General features: G+C 55.5%; 8 protein-coding genes. All 8 read right to left on the reverse strand.

From position 1 onward, the window contains the following. Nucleotides 1-268: 268 nt before the first annotated feature. Complete coding sequence (gene lysA, locus AC0LWT_RS11935) at nucleotides 269-1,603, reverse strand: diaminopimelate decarboxylase (protein ID WP_474681472.1); 1,335 nt, start codon at nucleotides 1,601-1,603, stop codon at nucleotides 269-271. Between the two features lie 82 nt (nucleotides 1,604-1,685). Then, nucleotides 1,686-3,278, reverse strand: a complete 1,593-nt coding sequence (locus AC0LWT_RS11940; protein ID WP_474681473.1) for a spore germination protein — start codon at nucleotides 3,276-3,278, stop codon at nucleotides 1,686-1,688. 30 nt (nucleotides 3,279-3,308) lie between these two features. Next, on the reverse strand, nucleotides 3,309-3,725 hold the full coding sequence (locus AC0LWT_RS11945; protein WP_474681679.1) for a stage V sporulation protein AB: 417 nt from the start codon (nucleotides 3,723-3,725) through the stop codon (nucleotides 3,309-3,311). A 2-nt stretch (nucleotides 3,726-3,727) separates the two neighbouring features. Then, the gene (locus tag AC0LWT_RS11950) at nucleotides 3,728-4,363 is read right to left on the reverse strand and encodes a stage V sporulation protein AA (protein WP_474681474.1); all 636 of its coding nucleotides are present in this window, start codon (nucleotides 4,361-4,363) and stop codon (nucleotides 3,728-3,730) included. Between the two features lie 171 nt (nucleotides 4,364-4,534). After that, nucleotides 4,535-5,050 (reverse strand): peptide deformylase, encoded by a 516-nt coding sequence (gene def / locus AC0LWT_RS11955; RefSeq protein WP_474681475.1) that lies wholly within the window; start codon nucleotides 5,048-5,050, stop codon nucleotides 4,535-4,537. After that, the gene (locus AC0LWT_RS11960) at nucleotides 5,047-5,313 is read right to left on the reverse strand and encodes a helix-turn-helix domain-containing protein (RefSeq protein ID WP_474681476.1); all 267 of its coding nucleotides are present in this window, start codon (nucleotides 5,311-5,313) and stop codon (nucleotides 5,047-5,049) included. The genes def and AC0LWT_RS11960 overlap by 4 nt, the downstream gene beginning before the upstream one ends. Before the next feature lie 180 nt (nucleotides 5,314-5,493). Then, a complete protein-coding gene (locus AC0LWT_RS11965) occupies nucleotides 5,494-7,407 on the reverse strand; it encodes a serine hydrolase domain-containing protein (protein WP_474681477.1) in 1,914 nt (637 codons plus the stop codon). Nucleotides 7,408-8,085: 678 nt separating this feature from the next. After that, nucleotides 8,086-19,014, reverse strand: a complete 10,929-nt coding sequence (locus AC0LWT_RS11970) for an amino acid adenylation domain-containing protein (protein WP_474681478.1) — start codon at nucleotides 19,012-19,014, stop codon at nucleotides 8,086-8,088. Between the last annotated feature and the right edge of the window lie 67 nt (nucleotides 19,015-19,081).

Here is a 19,081-nt window from a genome sequence, read left to right on the forward strand (position 1 = left end):
CGTCCAAATGGGCCTTTTTTGCGGAAAAAGCCTGCACTTTCGCAGGTTTTTTCCCTGACCGGCCTGCCAAGCCGCCTCATGTCCACCTGCCGGGCCGCCGATGTTCATCTGAAAAAAGGGCTGTTGAATTCCACCTAAAGAAAGGACTTCACCCTCCACTTGGCAGTGGAATTTGAAGTCCTTTTGCTTGAATCTTGGGCTTTGGGAACAGCCCTTTCTTTTCTGCAGCGCAGCGCGACCGCGGCATATTGCTTGGGCCGGCCCGGTTTTATTGAACCGCTTTGCTCACTTGCTTCAATCTTGCCGGGATCATATCGTTCTCTACGATGTTTTCGTAGGTTTCTCTTTTGACGACGAGATCGCTTTGCCCGTCCTTGACGAAAACGACAGCCGGACGGCGGATCCGGTTGTAGTTGCTTGCCATCGCGTAGTTGTAAGCTCCCGTGCAGGCCACGGCCAGAATGTCGCCCGAGTTGACTCGCGGCAGGTTCAGATCCCAGATCAGCATGTCGCCGCTCTCGCAGCATTTGCCGGCGATCGATACAACTTCTTCCGCCTGCTCGGTCGCGCGGTTGGCGAGCATCGCTTCATACTCGGACTCGTATAAAGCCGGACGCGGGTTATCCGTCATTCCGCCGTCTACGGCGACGTACTTGCGGACTCCCGGGATGTCCTTCGTCGATCCCACGGTATACAGCGTTGTGCCTGCATCGCCTACGATGCTGCGGCCCGGCTCCGCCCAAATCTCGGGCAGCGGGTAGTTGTTCGCGCCAAAGTTCTCTTTGATCGCGTCTGTGATCGCTTTGACGTAGACGGCTACGGGAAGCGGCGTATCGCCTTCCACATAGCGGATGCCAAAACCGCCGCCAAGGTTGATCACCTTGAACGTTACATCCAGACGGCTGCGCACTTCGACGGCAAATCCGGCGATTTTATCGGCGGCCAGGCGGAAGCCGTCCACTTCGAAAATTTGCGAGCCGATATGGGAATGAACGCCCAAAATTTCCAGATGGCTCAGCTCGGAAGCTTCTTTGACGGCGCGCAGCGCCGATCCGTTGCCGAGATCAAAGCCGAATTTGGAATCGATTTGGCCCGTAGAAATATATTCGTGCGTATGCGCTTCGACGCCAGGTGTAATGCGCAGCAAAATTTTCACCTTTTGGCGCTTCTCCGCGGCGATGGCATTCAGCAGCTGCAGCTCGATGAAATTGTCCACCACGAAGCAGCCGATTTTGGCGTCGATCGCCATTTCGATTTCTTCCGGCGTTTTGTTGTTGCCGTGAAAATGGATGCGCTCAGCCGGGAATCCCGCTTGCAGCGCCGTATACAGCTCGCCGTCGGACACGACGTCCAGCGACATGCCTTCTTCTTCGACAATGCGGCACATGGCCATAACCATGAAAGCTTTGCTTGCATATGCAACCTGAAATTTCAGGCCGGACGCCTTGTACGCTTCCACGAATTCGCGGCAGCGCTGGCGGATCAGCGCTTCATCAAATACATATAAAGGCGTGCCGTATTCCGCAGCCAGTTTCGTTGCGTCGACTCCGCCGATTTCGAGGTGGCCTTGATCATTTATTTTGCTCGTACCGTGTAAATACATAGCTCTGGTTTCCCTCTTCCTTGTGTACATTACAATTAAAAGTATCACACTGGAAGCGCTTTTGACAATACATGCCGTGCTGTTATTTGGGCTGGCGTGTCCCGTCGACAGGCTTTGTCAGGCTCATCCGGGTTTTGTCCGAAAGCACGGGCTGGCGCACCAATACCGCAAAAAATCCTTTGGCGTTAAACGGAATAAACGGCCACATGTACGGCGAGTTGTACGATCTCCGGGTCGCCAGGAGCAGCAGCCACAGCGTTCCGCCGATGATCAGGCCCGGCACCTTGAAAATCGCCACGGCTACGAGCAGCGCCAGCCGCGTTATCCGGTTTGCCAGCCCCAATTCATAGCTCGGCGTTGCGAACATGCCTATGGACGCCACCGCCAAGTATAAAATCACTTCATTAATAAACAGCCCGGTTTTGACCGCGATATCGCCGATGAGAATGGCGGCTACCAGCCCCATTGCGGTCGCAAGCGGTGTCGGCGTGTGCACGGCGGCCATCCGCATCAGGTCAATGCCGATGTCAGCCAGCAAAAACTGCAAAAACACCGGCAAATGGCTCGCTTTTTGCGGTCCGATAAATTCAAGGCCGGCCGGCTTGAGCGACGAATCCTGGACGATCAGGACCCACAGCGGGAGCAGAAACAAAGAAGCCACAATGCCGGCAAAGCGCACCCACCTAAGATAGGTCCCGATAAACGGGGTTTGCCTGTATTCCTCCGCGTGCTGGACATGGTGGAAAAACGTCGTAGGCAAAATCATCGCGCTCGGCGAAGTATCGACCAAAATCGTTACATGGCCTTCGAGCAGATGGGCAGACACTACGTCCGGCCGCTCCGAATAGCGGGCCATCGGATACGGGTTCCAGCCTTTGTTCAGCACGGCCTCCTCCAGCTGCTTTTCGGCAAGCGGAAGTCCGTCGATTTCGACGTTTTTAATTTTATCTTTGATGGATTCCACAAGGTTGGGATCGGCGATATCGTTGATGTAACAAACGCATATGTCGGTCTTGGTCCGTTTGCCGACCTGGACAATTTCCAGCTTCAATCTCTCGTCGCGCAGCCTGCGTCTGATCAGCGTCACGTTGGTCAGCAGCGTTTCGACGAACCCGTCCCGCGAGCCGCGGACGACCCGTTCCAAATCCGGCTCTTCGACAGAGCGGACGGGAAACGTTTTGACATCGATCGTAATGGCTGCCGTCTGTCCTTCCATGAACAGCGCCGTTCCGCCCATCAGCACTTGTCCGATAACCTCGGACATTTTTTCATACGTTTTGACCTGGATGTGCGGGACGAGATAGTCCGCAAACGACTCGACCGTATGAGGCGTGACGCTTTCCCGGGACGCGTAGGACAAACGGGTAATAATATCGGTCAGCACGGAATCTTTGGCAAACCCGTTGCAAAAAAAGAGGCCGGCTCTGACGGACCCGAACACCATCTCCCTGAACACTAGATCGAAGCTTTTGTTGAACCCGACGCGTTCTTCAAGGACCCTCTTGACTATTTCAAGACGGTCCGGAATGCTTTCCTGCGTTTTTAACTCTTTTTCCTCTGCCGTCATATCGATTTCCGGCTCATACGGATGCAAGTTGCCTTCCTCGTCTACCGCCAGCTTGGAATTGTCCGAACCATCGCCGTTCTTTCCGCCTTTTTTCAGGATCACTTTCATGCCTCATACCTCCCCGCGTATTTTCCTGCTTCAATAAAACAGCCATTCGAAAAGCGAGCCGACCACTTTGCCGAAAATCATCGCCATCAAAAATAAAATCATATAAGAGCCCATGCCCACCCGTTTCGCCAAAATCGGCAGCACATTGACAATTTCCGTCAGGGCTCCGGCCAGCATGCCTACGAAGCATCCGGCAAAGAGACCCACGAACGCGGCGCCAAGTGGAAATAAATGAAGCCGCAGCTCGCAGAAATCGACCCAGGTGAACACAAGCGATCCCGCTACGACTGCCGCTTCATAGGCATGTATCTGTTTGAACGACCGGGTAATCTGCACAAGCCGCGGAATGATGTCCAGCACGACCAGAAAAGCGACCATCCCGCTGCCGACGACAACTCCCCCCGACAGCCCGACAAAAGCCGCCGCTGCCGCTTCAACGACCGCCATGATCACTTGGCGTCATTCCTTTCGTGTATTTTGCAGTACTCCTCCGTGATGACGTAATGGTTCACATTTTCCTGGTACATGAACATTTCGACCTCAAGCGGGCTCGGCTCTTCATTGAATTTTTTCTTGAACAAATGGTTAAAAAAAATGACCATCCCCACGCCGATGCCGAGCGAATAAGGAATTTGCAGCATAAGCGGATGTTCCACCGTTTTGCCGGTCATCAGCCGGTAAATTCTCTGGTGCACTTCGAGCATGCTGACGTCGGCATGAAAGTTCATAATCGCGAGGCCCGAGCCGATAAACAACAGCAGCCAGACGATGCCGATCAGCAGCGGATTGGGACGCTTGTCGTCGGTGCAAATCTCCAAAAGAACGTGCGGCTCTCCGAAATGCTCGATCTGCAGCTCCGGGAAGCGCTCCTTGATCGCGCGGACGATCTGCATCATGTCGATCAGAACGCGATTGCCGTCTTCGTGCCGCGATGTATAAATGACGATTCGGCTGAGCCGGTCTTCATATTCGGGTTCGACGATCATTTGGGCGATATCGCCCAAATGTACGCTGTTTCCTTTGCGGACCCGTGCTCTCCGGCGCAGCCGGATGTAAAGGTACGGTGAGACTGCAGGCCGGTCCATATGCTCACTCCTTTTACCATCCATGTATAGGAGTAGTATGCAAATTGTTGATTGGCAATAATCGCTTCAAAAGATGGTAAATGCTCCTACTGCGGTGTTCGTGCATAATATGAAAAACCGCTGAATCACCGCAGGGTTATCCCTGCGGGTTCAGCGGTTTTATTGTTTGCGCTATTGCGGCCGTGACAGGCGAATGACGTCAAGCAGCCGGACTTTATGCTGCGTATGCTCATGAACGAGAAACGGATCGCGGACGTGATCGACGAAAAGCACGCCGTTCAGGTGATCGATTTCATGCTGCATGCACCTGGCGAGAAATCCTTCCCCTTCCAGCGTGACCGGTTCCCCCTGCCGGTTAAGCGTGCTCACCTTCACATACCTGGCCCGCTTCACGCTGCCCGTATAATTCGGAAATGACAGGCAGGCCTCGGTCCCGAATTGTTCGCCGCCCGACTCGACAATTTCCGGGTTGATCAGCTCGATCAGCCCGCTGCCGCAATCCATGACGACCACTCTGCGGAGAATGCCGATCTGGGGAGCGGCGAGTCCTGCGCGCCCGTCGGCGGCGTACAATGTATCCGCCAAATCTTCAAGCAGCTTGATGATTTTGCCGTTGATTTCGGTGACCGGCTTGGCGGTTTTGCGGAGAATCGGATCGCCGAACGGAACGATCGTTCTTTGCGTCATGGCGCGGCAGCCTCGCTTTCTCGCCCTGTCTGTTTGAGCGGGTCAGGCGTAAATACCCACAAGTCGTTCGGCGTACAAGCGAGCGCAGTGCACAGCGCGTCCAACGTTTCCGCTTTCACCTGACGCGGCTGTTCGTTCATCAGCGCGCTGATCGAAGGCGCGGACAGCGTATAGCCGGCCTTTTCCTTAAGCAAGCGGGCCAGCGCCGCGCCGGTCCATACGCCTCTTTCGGCCATTATTTTCCGCAGCATCCAGACGATCATTTGACCACCTCCATATTAGGCAACAACTAAATTTATTAGGTATTACCTAATATAACCCATATACCGGAAAAAATCCACCGTTTTTGGGATAAGTTCGATGTCGACTGTGAAATTTACGAAAATCCCGTCACCGGCGGGCTGGGCATCGCCTACCTCCATGCGAAATGACCATGGCACAACCTATGAATAATGGATGGAAAGCATATTCCAATAAAACAAGTATCCGGTAATGAGCAAAGTAGCGATTGAAAACGCGGCCTTTGCCGTTGAGACGCGATTGGCCGTTCTTTTCGCCGCAATGGCTTGGAACAGGGTGAAGACGGCGATGACGGCGGCAAGCAGCGGCAGCGAGCTCGCTCCCCAATGGTACCAGAGCGGATAACCGTATGTGACTTGGCTGTTTCCGTACGAAAGCTGGACCAAAAAGAAGATGGTATTAAGCAGTGCAACTGCGGCGATGCTTCCCGAAATGGGGCCGGACGTTTTTTTGACCAGACGGACGGACATTCGGATCAGCCAAACTGCACAAATGACGACATAAAATATTGCGATTGCGATATAAACACCAAGCAGCATCCCTGTTTTCTCCAGAAACGAAACTTTTGGCACGGTCACAGTGCCCGAATTCGTCAGTTCCCAGTTTCCGTTCAGCTTTTGGAACGAGATGTGTTCCGTCCCTCCTCCCGTTTCCTGAAAATAACCGTCGCCAAGGTGTTGAAATGTTTTCAACTGCCGCGCTTCGCGGTCCGGAAAAATTCCGCTTACTTGAACCTTATCCGCATCAAGCGCTGTTACTTTGTAACTGAACCCTCCAAAAAACCGCAGCCATTTCCCCCAGCCATGCTCCGGGTTGATGCCGGTTTGATAAACTCCCGCAAGCCCAGCGATGTCCCAATCTTTCGATCCGGCCAAATTTTGCTCCTGCCGCTTATCCGATCCCTGCGGAGTTTTCAGCAAACCGCTAATCGCGTCCACCAGGCGGTTATGAAGCTCCAAGCCCGAATCCGCCCCGTTAACAGCCACAAAAATAGCGAGCCGTTCCGAGGGAAACAGCGCCATTTTCGCAATGAAGCTATCTATTTCGCCGGTCGCCCACAGCATGGGGATTCCGTTCTTCGATTCTCCTCTGAAAAAACTGTAGCCCAACCCGTCCATTCGCGGATTAGCGGTAAACTGCCTGTCGTGCATGTTGCTGACGGTTTCTTTGGACAATACTGAGCGCCCATTATATTGGCCATCGTTCAAATGTGTGATCAGGTAATGCGCGAAATCATTGGGAGTCATGCTTAGCGCACCAGCTCCGGGCAGGCTGATGTACGAATAGGGAACAACGGTGAAGCCTTTTTTGCCATACGAATAAGAAACAGCCAATTGAGCGTTGCTCCTATCCAGCTCCAAACCGGCGCTCGGCATTTCCATCGGCTGAAATACGTGCTGCTTTAAATAAGCGTCCAACTTTTCTCCCGTTGTTTGCTCAATCAGATTGCCGACCAACCCGAAGCCGACGTTGCTGTACTCATACATCGTCCCCGGGGCGCGGACAGGCGGCTGCTGCCGAAAGAAATCGCGGAGAAACGCCTCCTCGGCGACCTGATCGATATCGCTGCTGCGATCCACGGCATATACGGCCTGATCCAGACCGGCGGTGTGCGTCAACAAATGATGAAGCGTGATCGGCTCACCCTTGAATTGCGTCGTTTGAAATGTTTTCAAATAAGTGTTAACGTCCTTATTCAAATCCAGCTTCTGCTGTTCCACCAACTGCATCGCAGCGGTAGCGGTAATCGATTTGGCTAACGAGCCGAGCCGGATAACGGACTTGGCGGGATCCATAGCTATTTTCTTTTCCAGATTCGCATAACCGTAGCCGCTGCTGAAAAGAACGGAATCTCCCTGCGTAATCACGACGGCTGCGCCCGGAAGATGAAGCCGTTCCAGTTCGCCGCTCATCGCATTATCGACTGCCGTTTTCACGTCTTGCTGCGTTAACTCCGATTGAGCGCTTGCCTTTGCCTGAGCCGCGGGCTGGCCCCATACCAGAATTGCGCAGACAATCGCTATCAGACGAAGAATATTGCTGTAGCTGGTCGTCATCTCTCTCCACCTTTCTGCTTTGCTACAAGCAAGAATACACCTATTTATACCTTTTTTTCCAATAGTTAGCACTTTTAAAGTTGTTAAAATAATGAAAAGGCCACCCGAAAAGCGGATGTCGGCCAAAAGATCACCGGCACCGCGCATCAGGAAACAGCGCATCCGCTTGGCGCCGCGAGCACATCCGCTTGGCGCCAAGCGTGCGATTGACCGCCAGCCGTCATTCAGCGCAGCATCGCGTGCTGGGAGCTGCGCGCGGTGGGGGCTGTGCGCGACGTGCTGATGCGGAAAGCCTGCAAAAGTGCAGGTTTTTGCTCGCGGATACGCTTGCAGCGAAAAATTCCTGCAAATGTGCAGGTTTTTCCGCTCGTACGCACGATTCGGCCCCATTTTATCGGGAATTCCTGCACAATCGCAGGTTTTTCCTCCAAATGAACCCCTGACGCAGAAAAAGCCTGCACTTTCGCAGGTTTTTCGCCAAACCGAGCCGCTTTACGAAGGGCTGCAGCCAAGACTAGAGTTCCTGTTAGCCCCCTTCAGGCGCCGCTAGCAGATTGTCGCGGCTCTCGCAGGCGAACGACTGCCGTGCCCGGGCGGCCGCAAGAAATAAGGGGCAGCCTCGCTCGCGGTTGCCCCAAAGCTTTGAAAGGGCATCCGGAGCGGATGCCCTTTCTTTTTTTAATGAACGCCGCCAGGTATTTGGGCGATTTCGTTTAAGATCTGCCGGATTTTGACGGCATTGTCCTCCACGTTGCCCGCTTCAAGAAGTTCATCGTGCAAACCGGTGAGCTGTCCGGCGGTGTAACCGCCGTTCGTCGATAGCCGCCACGATCTTGCCGGGTCGGCGGCTTCTTTCATCGACGCTGTCTGCGGCGACAAAAGCGTATGAATATTCGCCCGTACAACGCCCGTGTTGACGATTGTGCTGCCGTACATTGCGTAGGCATATACTTTTTGCCTGTATTTGCCCTTCAGCGCTTCCTTGTACGCAGCCGGCGCTTGTTCCAGCGCGCGGTCGACCTGCTCGATCATTTTCTCGCGGCTTAATGAACCGGATTCCATACTTCGCAAAGAGTCGACCATAATGATGTCGGAAACCGTGAACCCTTTGGCTTCCATCGCCTTCGCCAGTTCGAACGCCAGATTGCCGCCCATGGAATAGCCAAGCAGCACATAAGGGGACTCGTTTTGAATGCTTCCGATCAGCTGCATGTATGGTTCAAGCAGATCATGCTGCGCCCGGTTGTCATCGATGAAATCGAGCCCGTACACGACAGCGTGCCCGTTCAGCTGTTTGGCCAGCTCGGCGAAGCCCATTCCGTATCCAAGCATGGGCGGGAAGCAGAACAAGTTGATATGCCCCTTGTCGTTCAGCTTGGTTGCATATTGCTGCAAAGACTGCCCGGCATCAGGCGCCGCCAGCTTCAGCGCCAAACCTTCAATCGTCGGCGAATCAAACACGGCGCGCGGAGGGAGCTCCTGGCCGAGCTGCTTGTCGATTTTGCCGACGAGCTCAAGCACTTTGAGCGAATGTCCGCCGAGGTCAAAGAAATTGTCCTGGACGCCGATTCCCGTCAGACCGAGCACATCCTCCCAAATCCGGGCAAGCTGCTGCTCCGTGTCATTGCGCGGAGCTGCGAAGCTTTCTCCGGCAATGCCGCTTCCGTCCGGCTCGGGCGGCGCCTTGCGGTCCAGCGTACCATCCGGCGTCAGCGGCAGCCGCTCGAGATGCATGATCCGTGCCGGCACCATATGCGCAGGCAGCGTTTGCCGCAGGCGCGCCAGCAGCGCTTCCGGATCGACAGACTCTTCTCCGGCCGTATACCCGCACAAATACGTCTGCCCCCGCTCGTCTTTTCGATCGGTAACGATCGCTTGACGAACGCCTTCAAACTGCAGCATCGCCGACACAATCTCGCCGAGCTCGACCCGTAAGCCGCGAATTTTTACCTGGCAGTCGATCCGGCCGATAAAATCAACGTTGCCGTTCTCCGTCCAGCGTACCCAATCTCCGGTGCGGTAAAGCCGCTCTCCGGGAACGAACGGATTGGGGATGAATTTCTCGGCGCTGAGCTCGGGCCGGTTCAGATAGCCCCGCGCCACGCCCGCTCCGCCTATGCATAGCTCGCCGGCCACTCCCACCGGAACAAGCTTCAACTGGGCGTCGAGAATATAGAAGCTGGCGTTCATACGCGGTTTGCCGATCGGCGCATGGCCGGCCGGAGGCAGCAGCGGCAGCGGCTCGTCGTAAAAGCTCGAATCGATCGCCGCTTCGGTGACCCCGTAGCTGTTAACGATCCGCATGTGCGAGCCGAAGCGTTCCAGCAATCGCCGATAGTCGGTTACACTAATGCTGTCGGAGCCGGAAATAAGCAGCCGGAGCGAGCCGATATCCAGATTTTCAGCGTACAGGTAGTCCATCAGCGGAAGAATGAGCGCCGGCGTCGATTCGAGCACCGTAATCTCATAATCCCAGATCCACCGGTACAATTGAGCGGGATCGATCCGGTCTTCGGCCGGGCAGACGACCATCGTTCCGCCGTTCATAAACGTCCGGACGATGTCGAGAACGAACACGTCGAACGAAAAGTTGGCGAGCTGCAGCAATCGGACATCGAACTCGTTCAACCGATATTCCCTGCGATTGGCCAGTGCCGTGTTCATCAGGCTGACATGCTCCACCATGACGCCTTTGGGAAAGTCTGTCATTCCCGAGGTGTAGATCACGCAGGCCAAATCATGCGGCTCGTTGACATACGGCTCGGATGCCGGGAACCCTTCGTAAAGCGAATCGTCATCGAGATGGAACGCCGCCTCGAGCTCGCTTTCCGCATGAAAAGCGTCGGCGGCAAGCTGCTTCAGGCCGCTTTGCGTCAAGAGCACCTTGGCGCCGCTGTCCTTCAGCATATATCGGATGCGTTCGGCGGGATAATCCGGATCGATCGGCACATAAGCGCCCCCCGCTTTCCACACGGCAAGCACGCCGATGACCAATTCCACGCCGCGGTCCGCAAGGATGCAAACGATAGATTCGCAGCCGACGCCTTGCTCCCGCAGCAGGCTCGCCAGGCGGCCCGCTTTTTCGTTCAGCTCGCGGTAAGTGACGGTGTGCTGTTTGAATACAACCGCCGACTTTTCCGGCGTTCGCAGAACCTGCTCCTCGAATATCGAATGGAAGGCATACTCCGGCGCTGGCTCCCGATTCACGCTGCCAAAAGATTCCAGAAGGAGCCGTTTCTCGTCTTGGGCAACCACGTCCAGATCGCCTACACGTACATGCGGGTTAGCGACAATCTGCTCAAGCATGTGTATAAAATGTCCGCGAATTTTCTCCATGTCCGCTTCTTTGAACGAGCCCGTATCGTACTCGAAGCTGAACAACATCGTATCGCCCGGAAATACGCACAAACTGAATTCATAATTCGTCTGTTCCAACATCTCCACATTGGAAATGCGGAAATGTTCCCGGCGTTCGGCGTCGACCTTGCCAACCTGCTGATCGACGGGGTAATTTTCGAAAATGACAAGATGGTTGACCACATCATGCCGCGTGTCTGCCAGCGCTTGCGCTTCAAACAGCGGGAACGTATCGTGAGGCCGCGAGGCAACCGATTGAGCCTGCGTTCTGCGCATAACCTGGGCAAAGGTTTCGGTCTCCGAGCAGCGGATGCGTACCGGAATCGCATTAATGAAAAGCCCGACCATCGTTTCGATCCCCGGAATGTGCGACGGCCTGCCCGATACGATGCTTCCGAACACGGCGTCCCCGGAATTGTTGTACCTGTGCAGCAGGATACCCCATGCGGTCTGGATCAACGTGTTGATCGTAACTTGATTTTCCTTCGCGGTCCGGTTCAGCAGCGCTGTCAGCTCCGCACTTATTTCTCTGTTCATCCTCTTGGTGATTCCGGTGGAACCGGCCTGTTTTTGTGAAGGCAGGCGGGTTTCCTGCTCATAGCCGTCCAGATACTGTTTCCAATACCGGGCCGATTCCTCCCGGTTCTGGTCCTCCAGCCATTCGATATAAGCACTGTACGGAGGTGGCGGCGCAAGTTCGATTTCCTTATTTTCCAACAGCCCGAAATAATGCTCGAACACTTCTTCGTTCAGCAGCGACAGGCACCAGCCGTCTATGAGGATGTGATGGAAGCTCCAAATGAAGCGGTACACATCATCGCCAAGCTGCAGGACGGATACCCGGAAAAGAGGGTCGCGGCTCAGATCGAAGCCTCTAACCCGATCTTCGTCTTTGAACGCATCCGCAGCGCCCGCCAGTTCCGGGTCGGGCAATCCGCGCAGGTCTTCATAGTAAAACCCCGGACTCCGCTCTTTAAACACCACCTGCACCGGCTTATCGTTCATATCAATGTAAAAATTGGTTCGCAATATGGCGTGCCGCTGCACAAGCCGGTGCAAGGCTTCCCGGAAAGCCGATACCGCCAGACTGCCCTCAAGGTCGTAACTGACCTGCTCAAAATAGGCCGAAGACTGCGGAACGAGCCGGCTGTGGAACAACATGCCCTGCTGCATCGGCGTAAGCGCATAGGCATTTTCCAGCTCGCCGATCGGCGCTGTTTGCTCAAGCAGCCGCTGCAGACCCTCAATCGTCATTCCTTTGAGCGAGAGGTCGCTTGGCGTCAGCTCAGGCCGCTCTTTTTGCGAGCAGTGGTCGATAATCGAGCGCAGACTTGACATCAGCAGCTCGGCCAGGCGTTCCATCGTTTCCCGCCGGTACTCTTTGCCGCTGTAGTTGATAGTAAGTCCCAACTGGCCTGCAGATATGAGGCCGTTAATATCCAGCGAATAGGCGCGCTTCGTCTTCTCGCTGATCGGCATGCCGGAGGAGTAAGCGGACGGCTGAATCGCGTTCCTTTGCAAATCCTGATCGAACTGGCCGAGATAGTTGAAGCTGATTTGCGGCGACAACTCGTACACGGCCCGATCGGTGTCCGGGGTCAAATATTTGACAATGCCGTAGCCGATCCCTTTGTTCGGTATTTTGCGCAGGCTCTCCTTGACGGATTTGATCAGATAGGAAATGTCCGTATCCGCATGCGCGTCCAGAACAGCCGGGTACTGGCTCGTAAACCAACCGACGGTGCGGGTGACATCGAGATTCGGTACAATCGGTTCTCTGCCATGCCCTTCCAGGTTTACCAGGATGCGATCGATGCCGCTCCAGGAATGGATGGCCGACGCCAATGCCACCAGCAGCAGATCGTTGACTTCTGTATGATAGGCGCGGTGCGCCACTTTAAGCAGCAGCTCCGTTTCCTGCTCCGTCCAATGAGCCGTTACCGAGTCGCTGTCCATAATCCGCGAATCGCCGGACTCGCCGTCCTTCGGCAGAGCCGGGAAATCCAGCGCGGCAATCTGCGCCCAATAAGCCCGCTCCTTCTCCAGCGCAGGACTTGCGGCATATTGCGCCAGCGCCTCCGACCACGTTTGGAACGAGTCGGTTTTGAGCGGCAGCTGAATCGCCATCCCTTTCAGCGCCTGCTCATAGGCGGAGAAAATGTCTTCAAACAGGATGCGCCAGGACACTCCGTCGACGACTGCATGGTGAATCGCAATCAGCAGATGATCCCCGTCCGGACAGCGGAACAGCCCCAGCTTCATCAAAGGGCCGGCCCCAAGATCGATGCTCTTTTGCAGCTCGCCGGCTTTGGCCTCGACAGCTTCGCCGCAATCGGCCTCCGCGCGGAAATCGAAAACGTCGAGGCTGTACAGCTCGCCCTCGCCTTCCGCGGCGCGGTTCCAGGCCGCAAATCCGTCCGCATCATGCCGGATTACCATCCGCAAGGCGTCATGATGCCCGGCGATTGCGCGCAAAGCCAGATGCAGCGCATCCGTATCGAAGCCCTCTTCTTTAAACAGCATGACCGACTGGTTAAAGTAATGGGGCTCATCCTGCCCTTGTTCGAAGAACCAGCGCAGCACCGGCGTAAGCCCAACCTCTCCGGTTACCTCTCCCTGATCGGCTATCCTTGAAGCGGGCTGCAAGCAAGATCCCAATCCGGCTATGTTCGGATGCTCGAACAAATCCTTCATGTCAAGCTTGTAGCCGGCCTGCAGCAATCTGGAGGACACCTGAATGGATTTGATGGAATCGCCGCCAAGATCGAAGAAATTGTCATAAATGCCGACCTGCCTAACCCCGAGAACGGCTTGCCATACGGCTGCCAGGGCATGCTCTTCCTTGGTGCGGGGCGCAGCGTACTCGGAACCTGTTTGCAGTTGATCCGTCGGCGCAGGCAGCGCTCTGCGGTCGACTTTGCCGTTAACCGTAAGCGGCAGTTCCTCCAATTGGACAAAATAGGCAGGAATCATGTAAGCGGGAAGCTCCTGCGACAGCTTGCCGCGGAGCTCGCTTCCCGCATACTCCCTTTCGGCGGTGTAGTATGCGACAAGGTGCTTCTGGCCATTGTCGTCCTCTCTGACGATAATGACGGCTTCCTTGACCCCGTCAGCCTTCAGCAGCTGCGCTTCCACCTCACCCAGCTCGATCCGGTAGCCGCGGATTTTCACCTGATCGTCCATGCGGCCCAAATATTCGATATTGCCGTCCGGCAGCCATCTGGCTAGGTCACCGGAACGGTAAACCCGCTCTCCCGCTGCGAAGGGGCTGTCCATGAATTTCGCCGCCGTCACATCCGGCCGGTTCAAATAGCCTTGAGCTACACCGTCCCCGGCGATTAGCAGTTCTCCGGCTACGCCGATCGGCTGCAGCCTGTCTCCCGCATCGACGATATACATCTTCGTATTGCTGAGCGGACGGCCGATCGGCAGGTTTGTGGCAAGCTCGTCGATCGAATCGACCTGATAATACGTCGCAAATACCGTTGTTTCCGTCGGTCCGTAGCCGTTGATCAGCCTGCCGGGTCCCAGGGCGCGAAACGCTTTTCTTACATGCGATACGGAAGCCCGTTCCCCGCCGAACATAATTTTGCGCAGCGAGACGAGAGCGCCGATATTTTCATCGACCAGCACATTAAATAAAGAGGTTGTGATGAACATGACCGAAATGCGTTCTTTTTCGATCAGCCGGGAAAGCTTCTCCATCTCCAAAAAGCTGTTCTTGGAAACGAGCACAAGCTTCGAACCGTTCAGCAGCGCTCCGTAAATATCGAAGGTCGAACCGTCGAACGAGTAGCTGGAAAGCTGCAGCACAATATCTTGCTCGTTAAATTCGATATAGTTCGTGTTAACCACCGTTCTGACGATATTGCGGTGCGTCGTCAAATTGCCCTTGGGCTTGCCCGTCGTGCCGGACGTATAGATGACATAGGCCAGATCGTCGGCGCCCGCCCCGCCGTCCAGGTTCGAACCGTCCGCATCGAGGGATGACGGGTCATCCAACATGACGAGCTTGCCGTCAAACGCCGCGCGCTCCGCCAACCGCTGCTGAGTCACCAGCAGCTTGGCCCCAGAATCTTCCATCAGGAACCGGATGCGTTCCTCCGGATACTCGGGATCGATCGGAATGTACACCGCGCCGGCTTTGAGAATCCCGAAAATGCCCGCGATCATATCGAAGGAGCGGTCGGCCATCAGACCGACAAAATGCCCCGTTTCCACGCCTGCCGCCCGCAGCGTCCGCGCCAGACGGTTCGCCCGCTCGTTCAGCTCGCGATACGTGAGGCTTTCCCCCTCGTAGACAAGAGCGACGCTGTCCGGCCTGCGCGCAGCCTGCTCCTCGAACAGCGCGTGAAGCGTCTTGTCTCTCGGGTATTCGGTTGCCGTATCGTTGAATTGGCGGTAAATTAGCGTTTTTTCCGCTTCCGTGGCAATGTCCAGTTCCGCCAGCTTCACTTGCGGGTTGTCCGCGATACCTTGAACGAGCTGCGTAAAATGCGCCGCCATCCGTTCCACGGTCTCCCGCCGGAACAAAGCGGTCGCGAATTCAAAGCTGCAAGCCAACGACTCGCCCCGCTCGGAGACGAACAGCGTCAAGTCGAATTTGGACACGGTATGTTCCTTCGGATAGGCGCTGACCCGGAGCCCTTCGACTTCCGCTTCCACCGCTTCCTCATGCTGCAAAACAAAAGCCGTATCGAACAGCGGATTGCGGCTTATATCCCGCTTCAATTCGAGCCTCGCGATCAAGTCATCCAGCGGATATGCCTGATTGTCGAAAGCTTGCAGAGCGTGTTCCTTGACTTCCCGCACATAACCGGCAAACGTTTTGCCGGCTGCCGGATAATTGCGGATCGGCAGCGTATTGACGAACATGCCGATCAACGGCTCCAGATCGGGATGCTGCCTGCCGGCGACAGGAGTTCCGACGATGATGTCTTCCTGTCCGGTATATTTGTGCAGCAAAGCCGTGTAAGCGGCGAGAAGAACCATAAATAGCGTAGAGCCCGTCTGGGCGGCGATTTGCTTTAACGCATCGCTCGAAGTTTTGTCCAAAGCAAATTCATAGGTGTTTCCAAGGAAGCTTTTCACCGCAGGTCTGGGGAAATCCGATGGCACATCAAGCACAGGCAATTCGCCGGAAAAAGCTTGCAGCCACTGCGTCTCTTGCGCTTTATACGGCTCGGTTTGGATCTGGCGGAGCTGCCATGCGGCGTAATCTTTGTACTGAATACGCAGCGGAGCCGGCTCCGCCTCTTGGTATAACATGATAAACTCGCGAATGAGCACGTTCATGGACGCCCCGTCCGACACGATATGGTGCATGTCGAACAGCAGAATGTGGCGCTGCTCGCTCACGGCAATGAGTCCGACGCGCATAAGCGGAGCTTGCCGAAGATCGAACGGCCGCACGAATGCCTGCACCAGCGCCGGAGATTCCGCTTCGCCCGCTTGCATATATTCGACGGCAAAAGAAACTTCCGGATGGATGCGCTGCACCGGTTCGCCGTCCAAAGATTCGAAGCTCGTACGCAGCGTTTCGTGACGCGCGATCAGCTTGCGGAAAGCTTCCTCCAGCCGTTCCCGCTGCAGCTTCCCGTCCAGGATGATCGCGCCGGGCATGTTGTAACTGAGATCGGCACCGGACAATTGGCTGACCGCGTACATCCGCTTTTGGGCGGATGAGACGGGATACGTATCGCTTGCGTCTGCGGCAGGAATCGCTTCGTGCCGGACATATTCCCGTTCCTCAATCAAAAGAGCCAATTGCTCGATAGTCGGACGCTGAAAAACGTCGCGCAGTTGGATGCTGCGGTTCATCTCTTTATGAACGGCGGATACGAGCGTAGTCGCCCGCAAGGAATGCCCGCCGATTTCAAAAAAATTGTCCGTGACCCCGACCTTCGGCAATCCGAGAATGTCTTTCCAGATCGTTTCCAGCTGCATTTCCGCCGGTGTCCGGGGAGCCACGCAGTTCTCCCCTGCCGACAGGGCGGATTCCGGTTCGGGCAGCGCCCGCCGGTCGACTTTGCCGTTCGGGTTCAATGGAATGGCATCGACTTGAACGAAATAGGTCGGCACCATGTAGCCCGGCAACTCCTGCAGCAGAACGTTTCTCAACTCCTGAGCGGACAGTGCCGCATGAGCCGTAAAATAGGCGCACAAATATTTTTGAGCCTGCTCGTCCTCGCGGACGATAACTACGGCATCCTGAACTTTTTCCGCCTTTAATAGCTCGACTTCGATTTCGGCAAGCTCGATCCGGTAGCCCCTGATTTTCACCTGCTCGTCCATTCTGCCTTTATACTCCAGCGTGCCGTCAGCGCGCCAGCGAGCCAAATCTCCGGTTCTGTAGCAGCGCTGTCCGGGTTTGAAAGGATGCTCGATAAACTTCTCCGCCGTAAGTTCCGGGCGGTTCAAATAGCCCCTGGCTACGCCGTCCCCGCCAACGAGCAGTTCGCCCCAAGCTCCGATCGGTACGAGCTTCTGATATCGGTCCACGACATAAGCGGTGGAATGCGCGATCGGCTGCCCGATCGGCACGGCTTCCGACTGTTCGCTTTCGATCGAGTATGTGGTCGAGAACGTCGTATTTTCTGTCGGTCCATACCCGTTCACGATGCGGAGCGACGGATGCTCGAGCATCACCCGGTTAATATGAGGCACGGACAGCACGTCCCCTCCGACGATCAGCGTGCTTACGCCTGCGAACATTCCGCTTTCCTGCTGCGAGATTTGGTTAAATAGCGGGGACGTCAGCCACATCGTCGTGATGCCGTATGTTTGAATCGCCTGCTTCAGCTTCGTACCGTTCAAAATGGTGTCCGACGACGCCAAATACAGCCGCCCGCCGTTCAGCAGCGCACCCCAGATTTCAAACGTCGTAGCGTCGAAAACGACCGCGCCCGTTTGCAAAATCCGCGTGTGCTCGTCAAGCTGCGCATAGTTCGTATTTTTGACCAACCGAACGACGTTGCGGTGCTCGACCATGACGCCTTTCGGTTTACCTGTCGATCCCGAAGTATAGATGACGTAAGCGAGGCTTTGCGGATCGCCGGCTGCCCCAAGGCCGGAATCATCACCGGAACCCCCTTCCAAATCATGGGAATCATGAAGAGAAATCGTCGTGCCGGCGAATATCGACGCTTGCCCGCGGTGCCTTTCCTGTACGAGCAAATGAGCGGCGCCCGAATCCTCAAGCAAATAGCGGATCCGCTCTTCCGGGTATTCCGGATCAATCGGCACATAAGCGCCGCCGGTTTTTAACACGGCGATTATGCCGACGATCATGTCGATCGAACGTTCCGCCATAATGCCGACAAACGCTTCCTGCCGCACGCCTGCCGCCGCCAAGCGGGCTGCCAGCCGGTTCGCCCGCTCGTTCAGCTCGCGATAAGTCAACTGCTCCTCGTCGAAAATAACCGCCGGATAATCCGGGGTGCGCGCCGCCTGCTCTTCGAACAAGCCGTGAATCGTGTGATCTCGGGGATAATCCAGCCATGCGGGATTAAACCCCGTCAGAAGCTGTTCTTTTTCCGCATCCGTCAGGAATTCGGCTTGCGCCAGCGGAAGCTCCGGCTGAAACAAGACGACGGATAAAAGCTGCTGCAAATGCGCGCTCAACCGTGCGATGCTGTCTTCGTCGTAACGGCCCGCATCGTACTCAATAGCCAGCGTGACGGAGCCGCCGGCCATATCGAAGTGAAAAGCAAGTTCATGAGCAATTTGCTCTACATGTCTGAAGGAATGCAGCTGACGCATCGTTGCAAGTGTATGTATCAAGGGAATGCCGTCCGCAAGACGGGGAATGTCCATTTGCTCCGTATAATTCCAAAAAGGGAGCTGCTGATGCTCGAAAGCTTCAGCGGCTGCCGTTTTGACGCTTTGCAGCAGCGAGCGGTAGCTCATGTTCGGTTCGATCCGGTTTTTGATCAGCAGCAGCGGATTGATTCCCGAGCCCGACGATTCGATAGTCGGGACCCCTATGGTCAGCGTGTCTTCGTTCGTATAGGTATACAACAAAGCTTCAACGCCGGCCAGCAGCAGCATAAAAGCGGTTAACGGGGCTCCGCCGGAAATCCCGGCGATTCGTTCGGACAAATTCGCGGGGAATTGGGCGGTCTTCGTCAGCAGCTTGCGATCGCCGTACTTCGTCCGGGCCGCGCTCGTATAGGAAAGGCAAACAATCCGATCGTCACTGTCAAACTTGTTCTGCCAATAGGTTTGATCGTTCTCAAAAACCGATTGCACTTGCTTCACTCCCATTCATGTTCAAGTTCATGGATTGCCGCATTGCTTTTGAAGACGGAGCCGGTAG

The sequence above is a fragment of the Paenibacillus sp. sgz302164 genome, assembly GCF_056120505.1.

Coding starts and splice junctions, on each gene's coding strand:
- AC0LWT_RS11940 (WP_474681473.1), bottom strand. CDS start 3,278: ATGAAAGTGATCCTGAAAAAAGGCGGAAAGAACGGCGATGGTTCGGAC.
- AC0LWT_RS11945 (WP_474681679.1), bottom strand. CDS start 3,725: ATGGCGGTCGTTGAAGCGGCAGCGGCGGCTTTTGTCGGGCTGTCGGGG.
- def (WP_474681475.1), bottom strand. CDS start 5,050: ATGACGCAAAGAACGATCGTTCCGTTCGGCGATCCGATTCTCCGCAAA.
- AC0LWT_RS11960 (WP_474681476.1), bottom strand. CDS start 5,313: ATGATCGTCTGGATGCTGCGGAAAATAATGGCCGAAAGAGGCGTATGG.
- AC0LWT_RS11950 (WP_474681474.1), bottom strand. CDS start 4,363: ATGGACCGGCCTGCAGTCTCACCGTACCTTTACATCCGGCTGCGCCGG.
- AC0LWT_RS11965 (WP_474681477.1), bottom strand. CDS start 7,407: ATGACGACCAGCTACAGCAATATTCTTCGTCTGATAGCGATTGTCTGC.
- lysA (WP_474681472.1), bottom strand. CDS start 1,603: ATGTATTTACACGGTACGAGCAAAATAAATGATCAAGGCCACCTCGAA.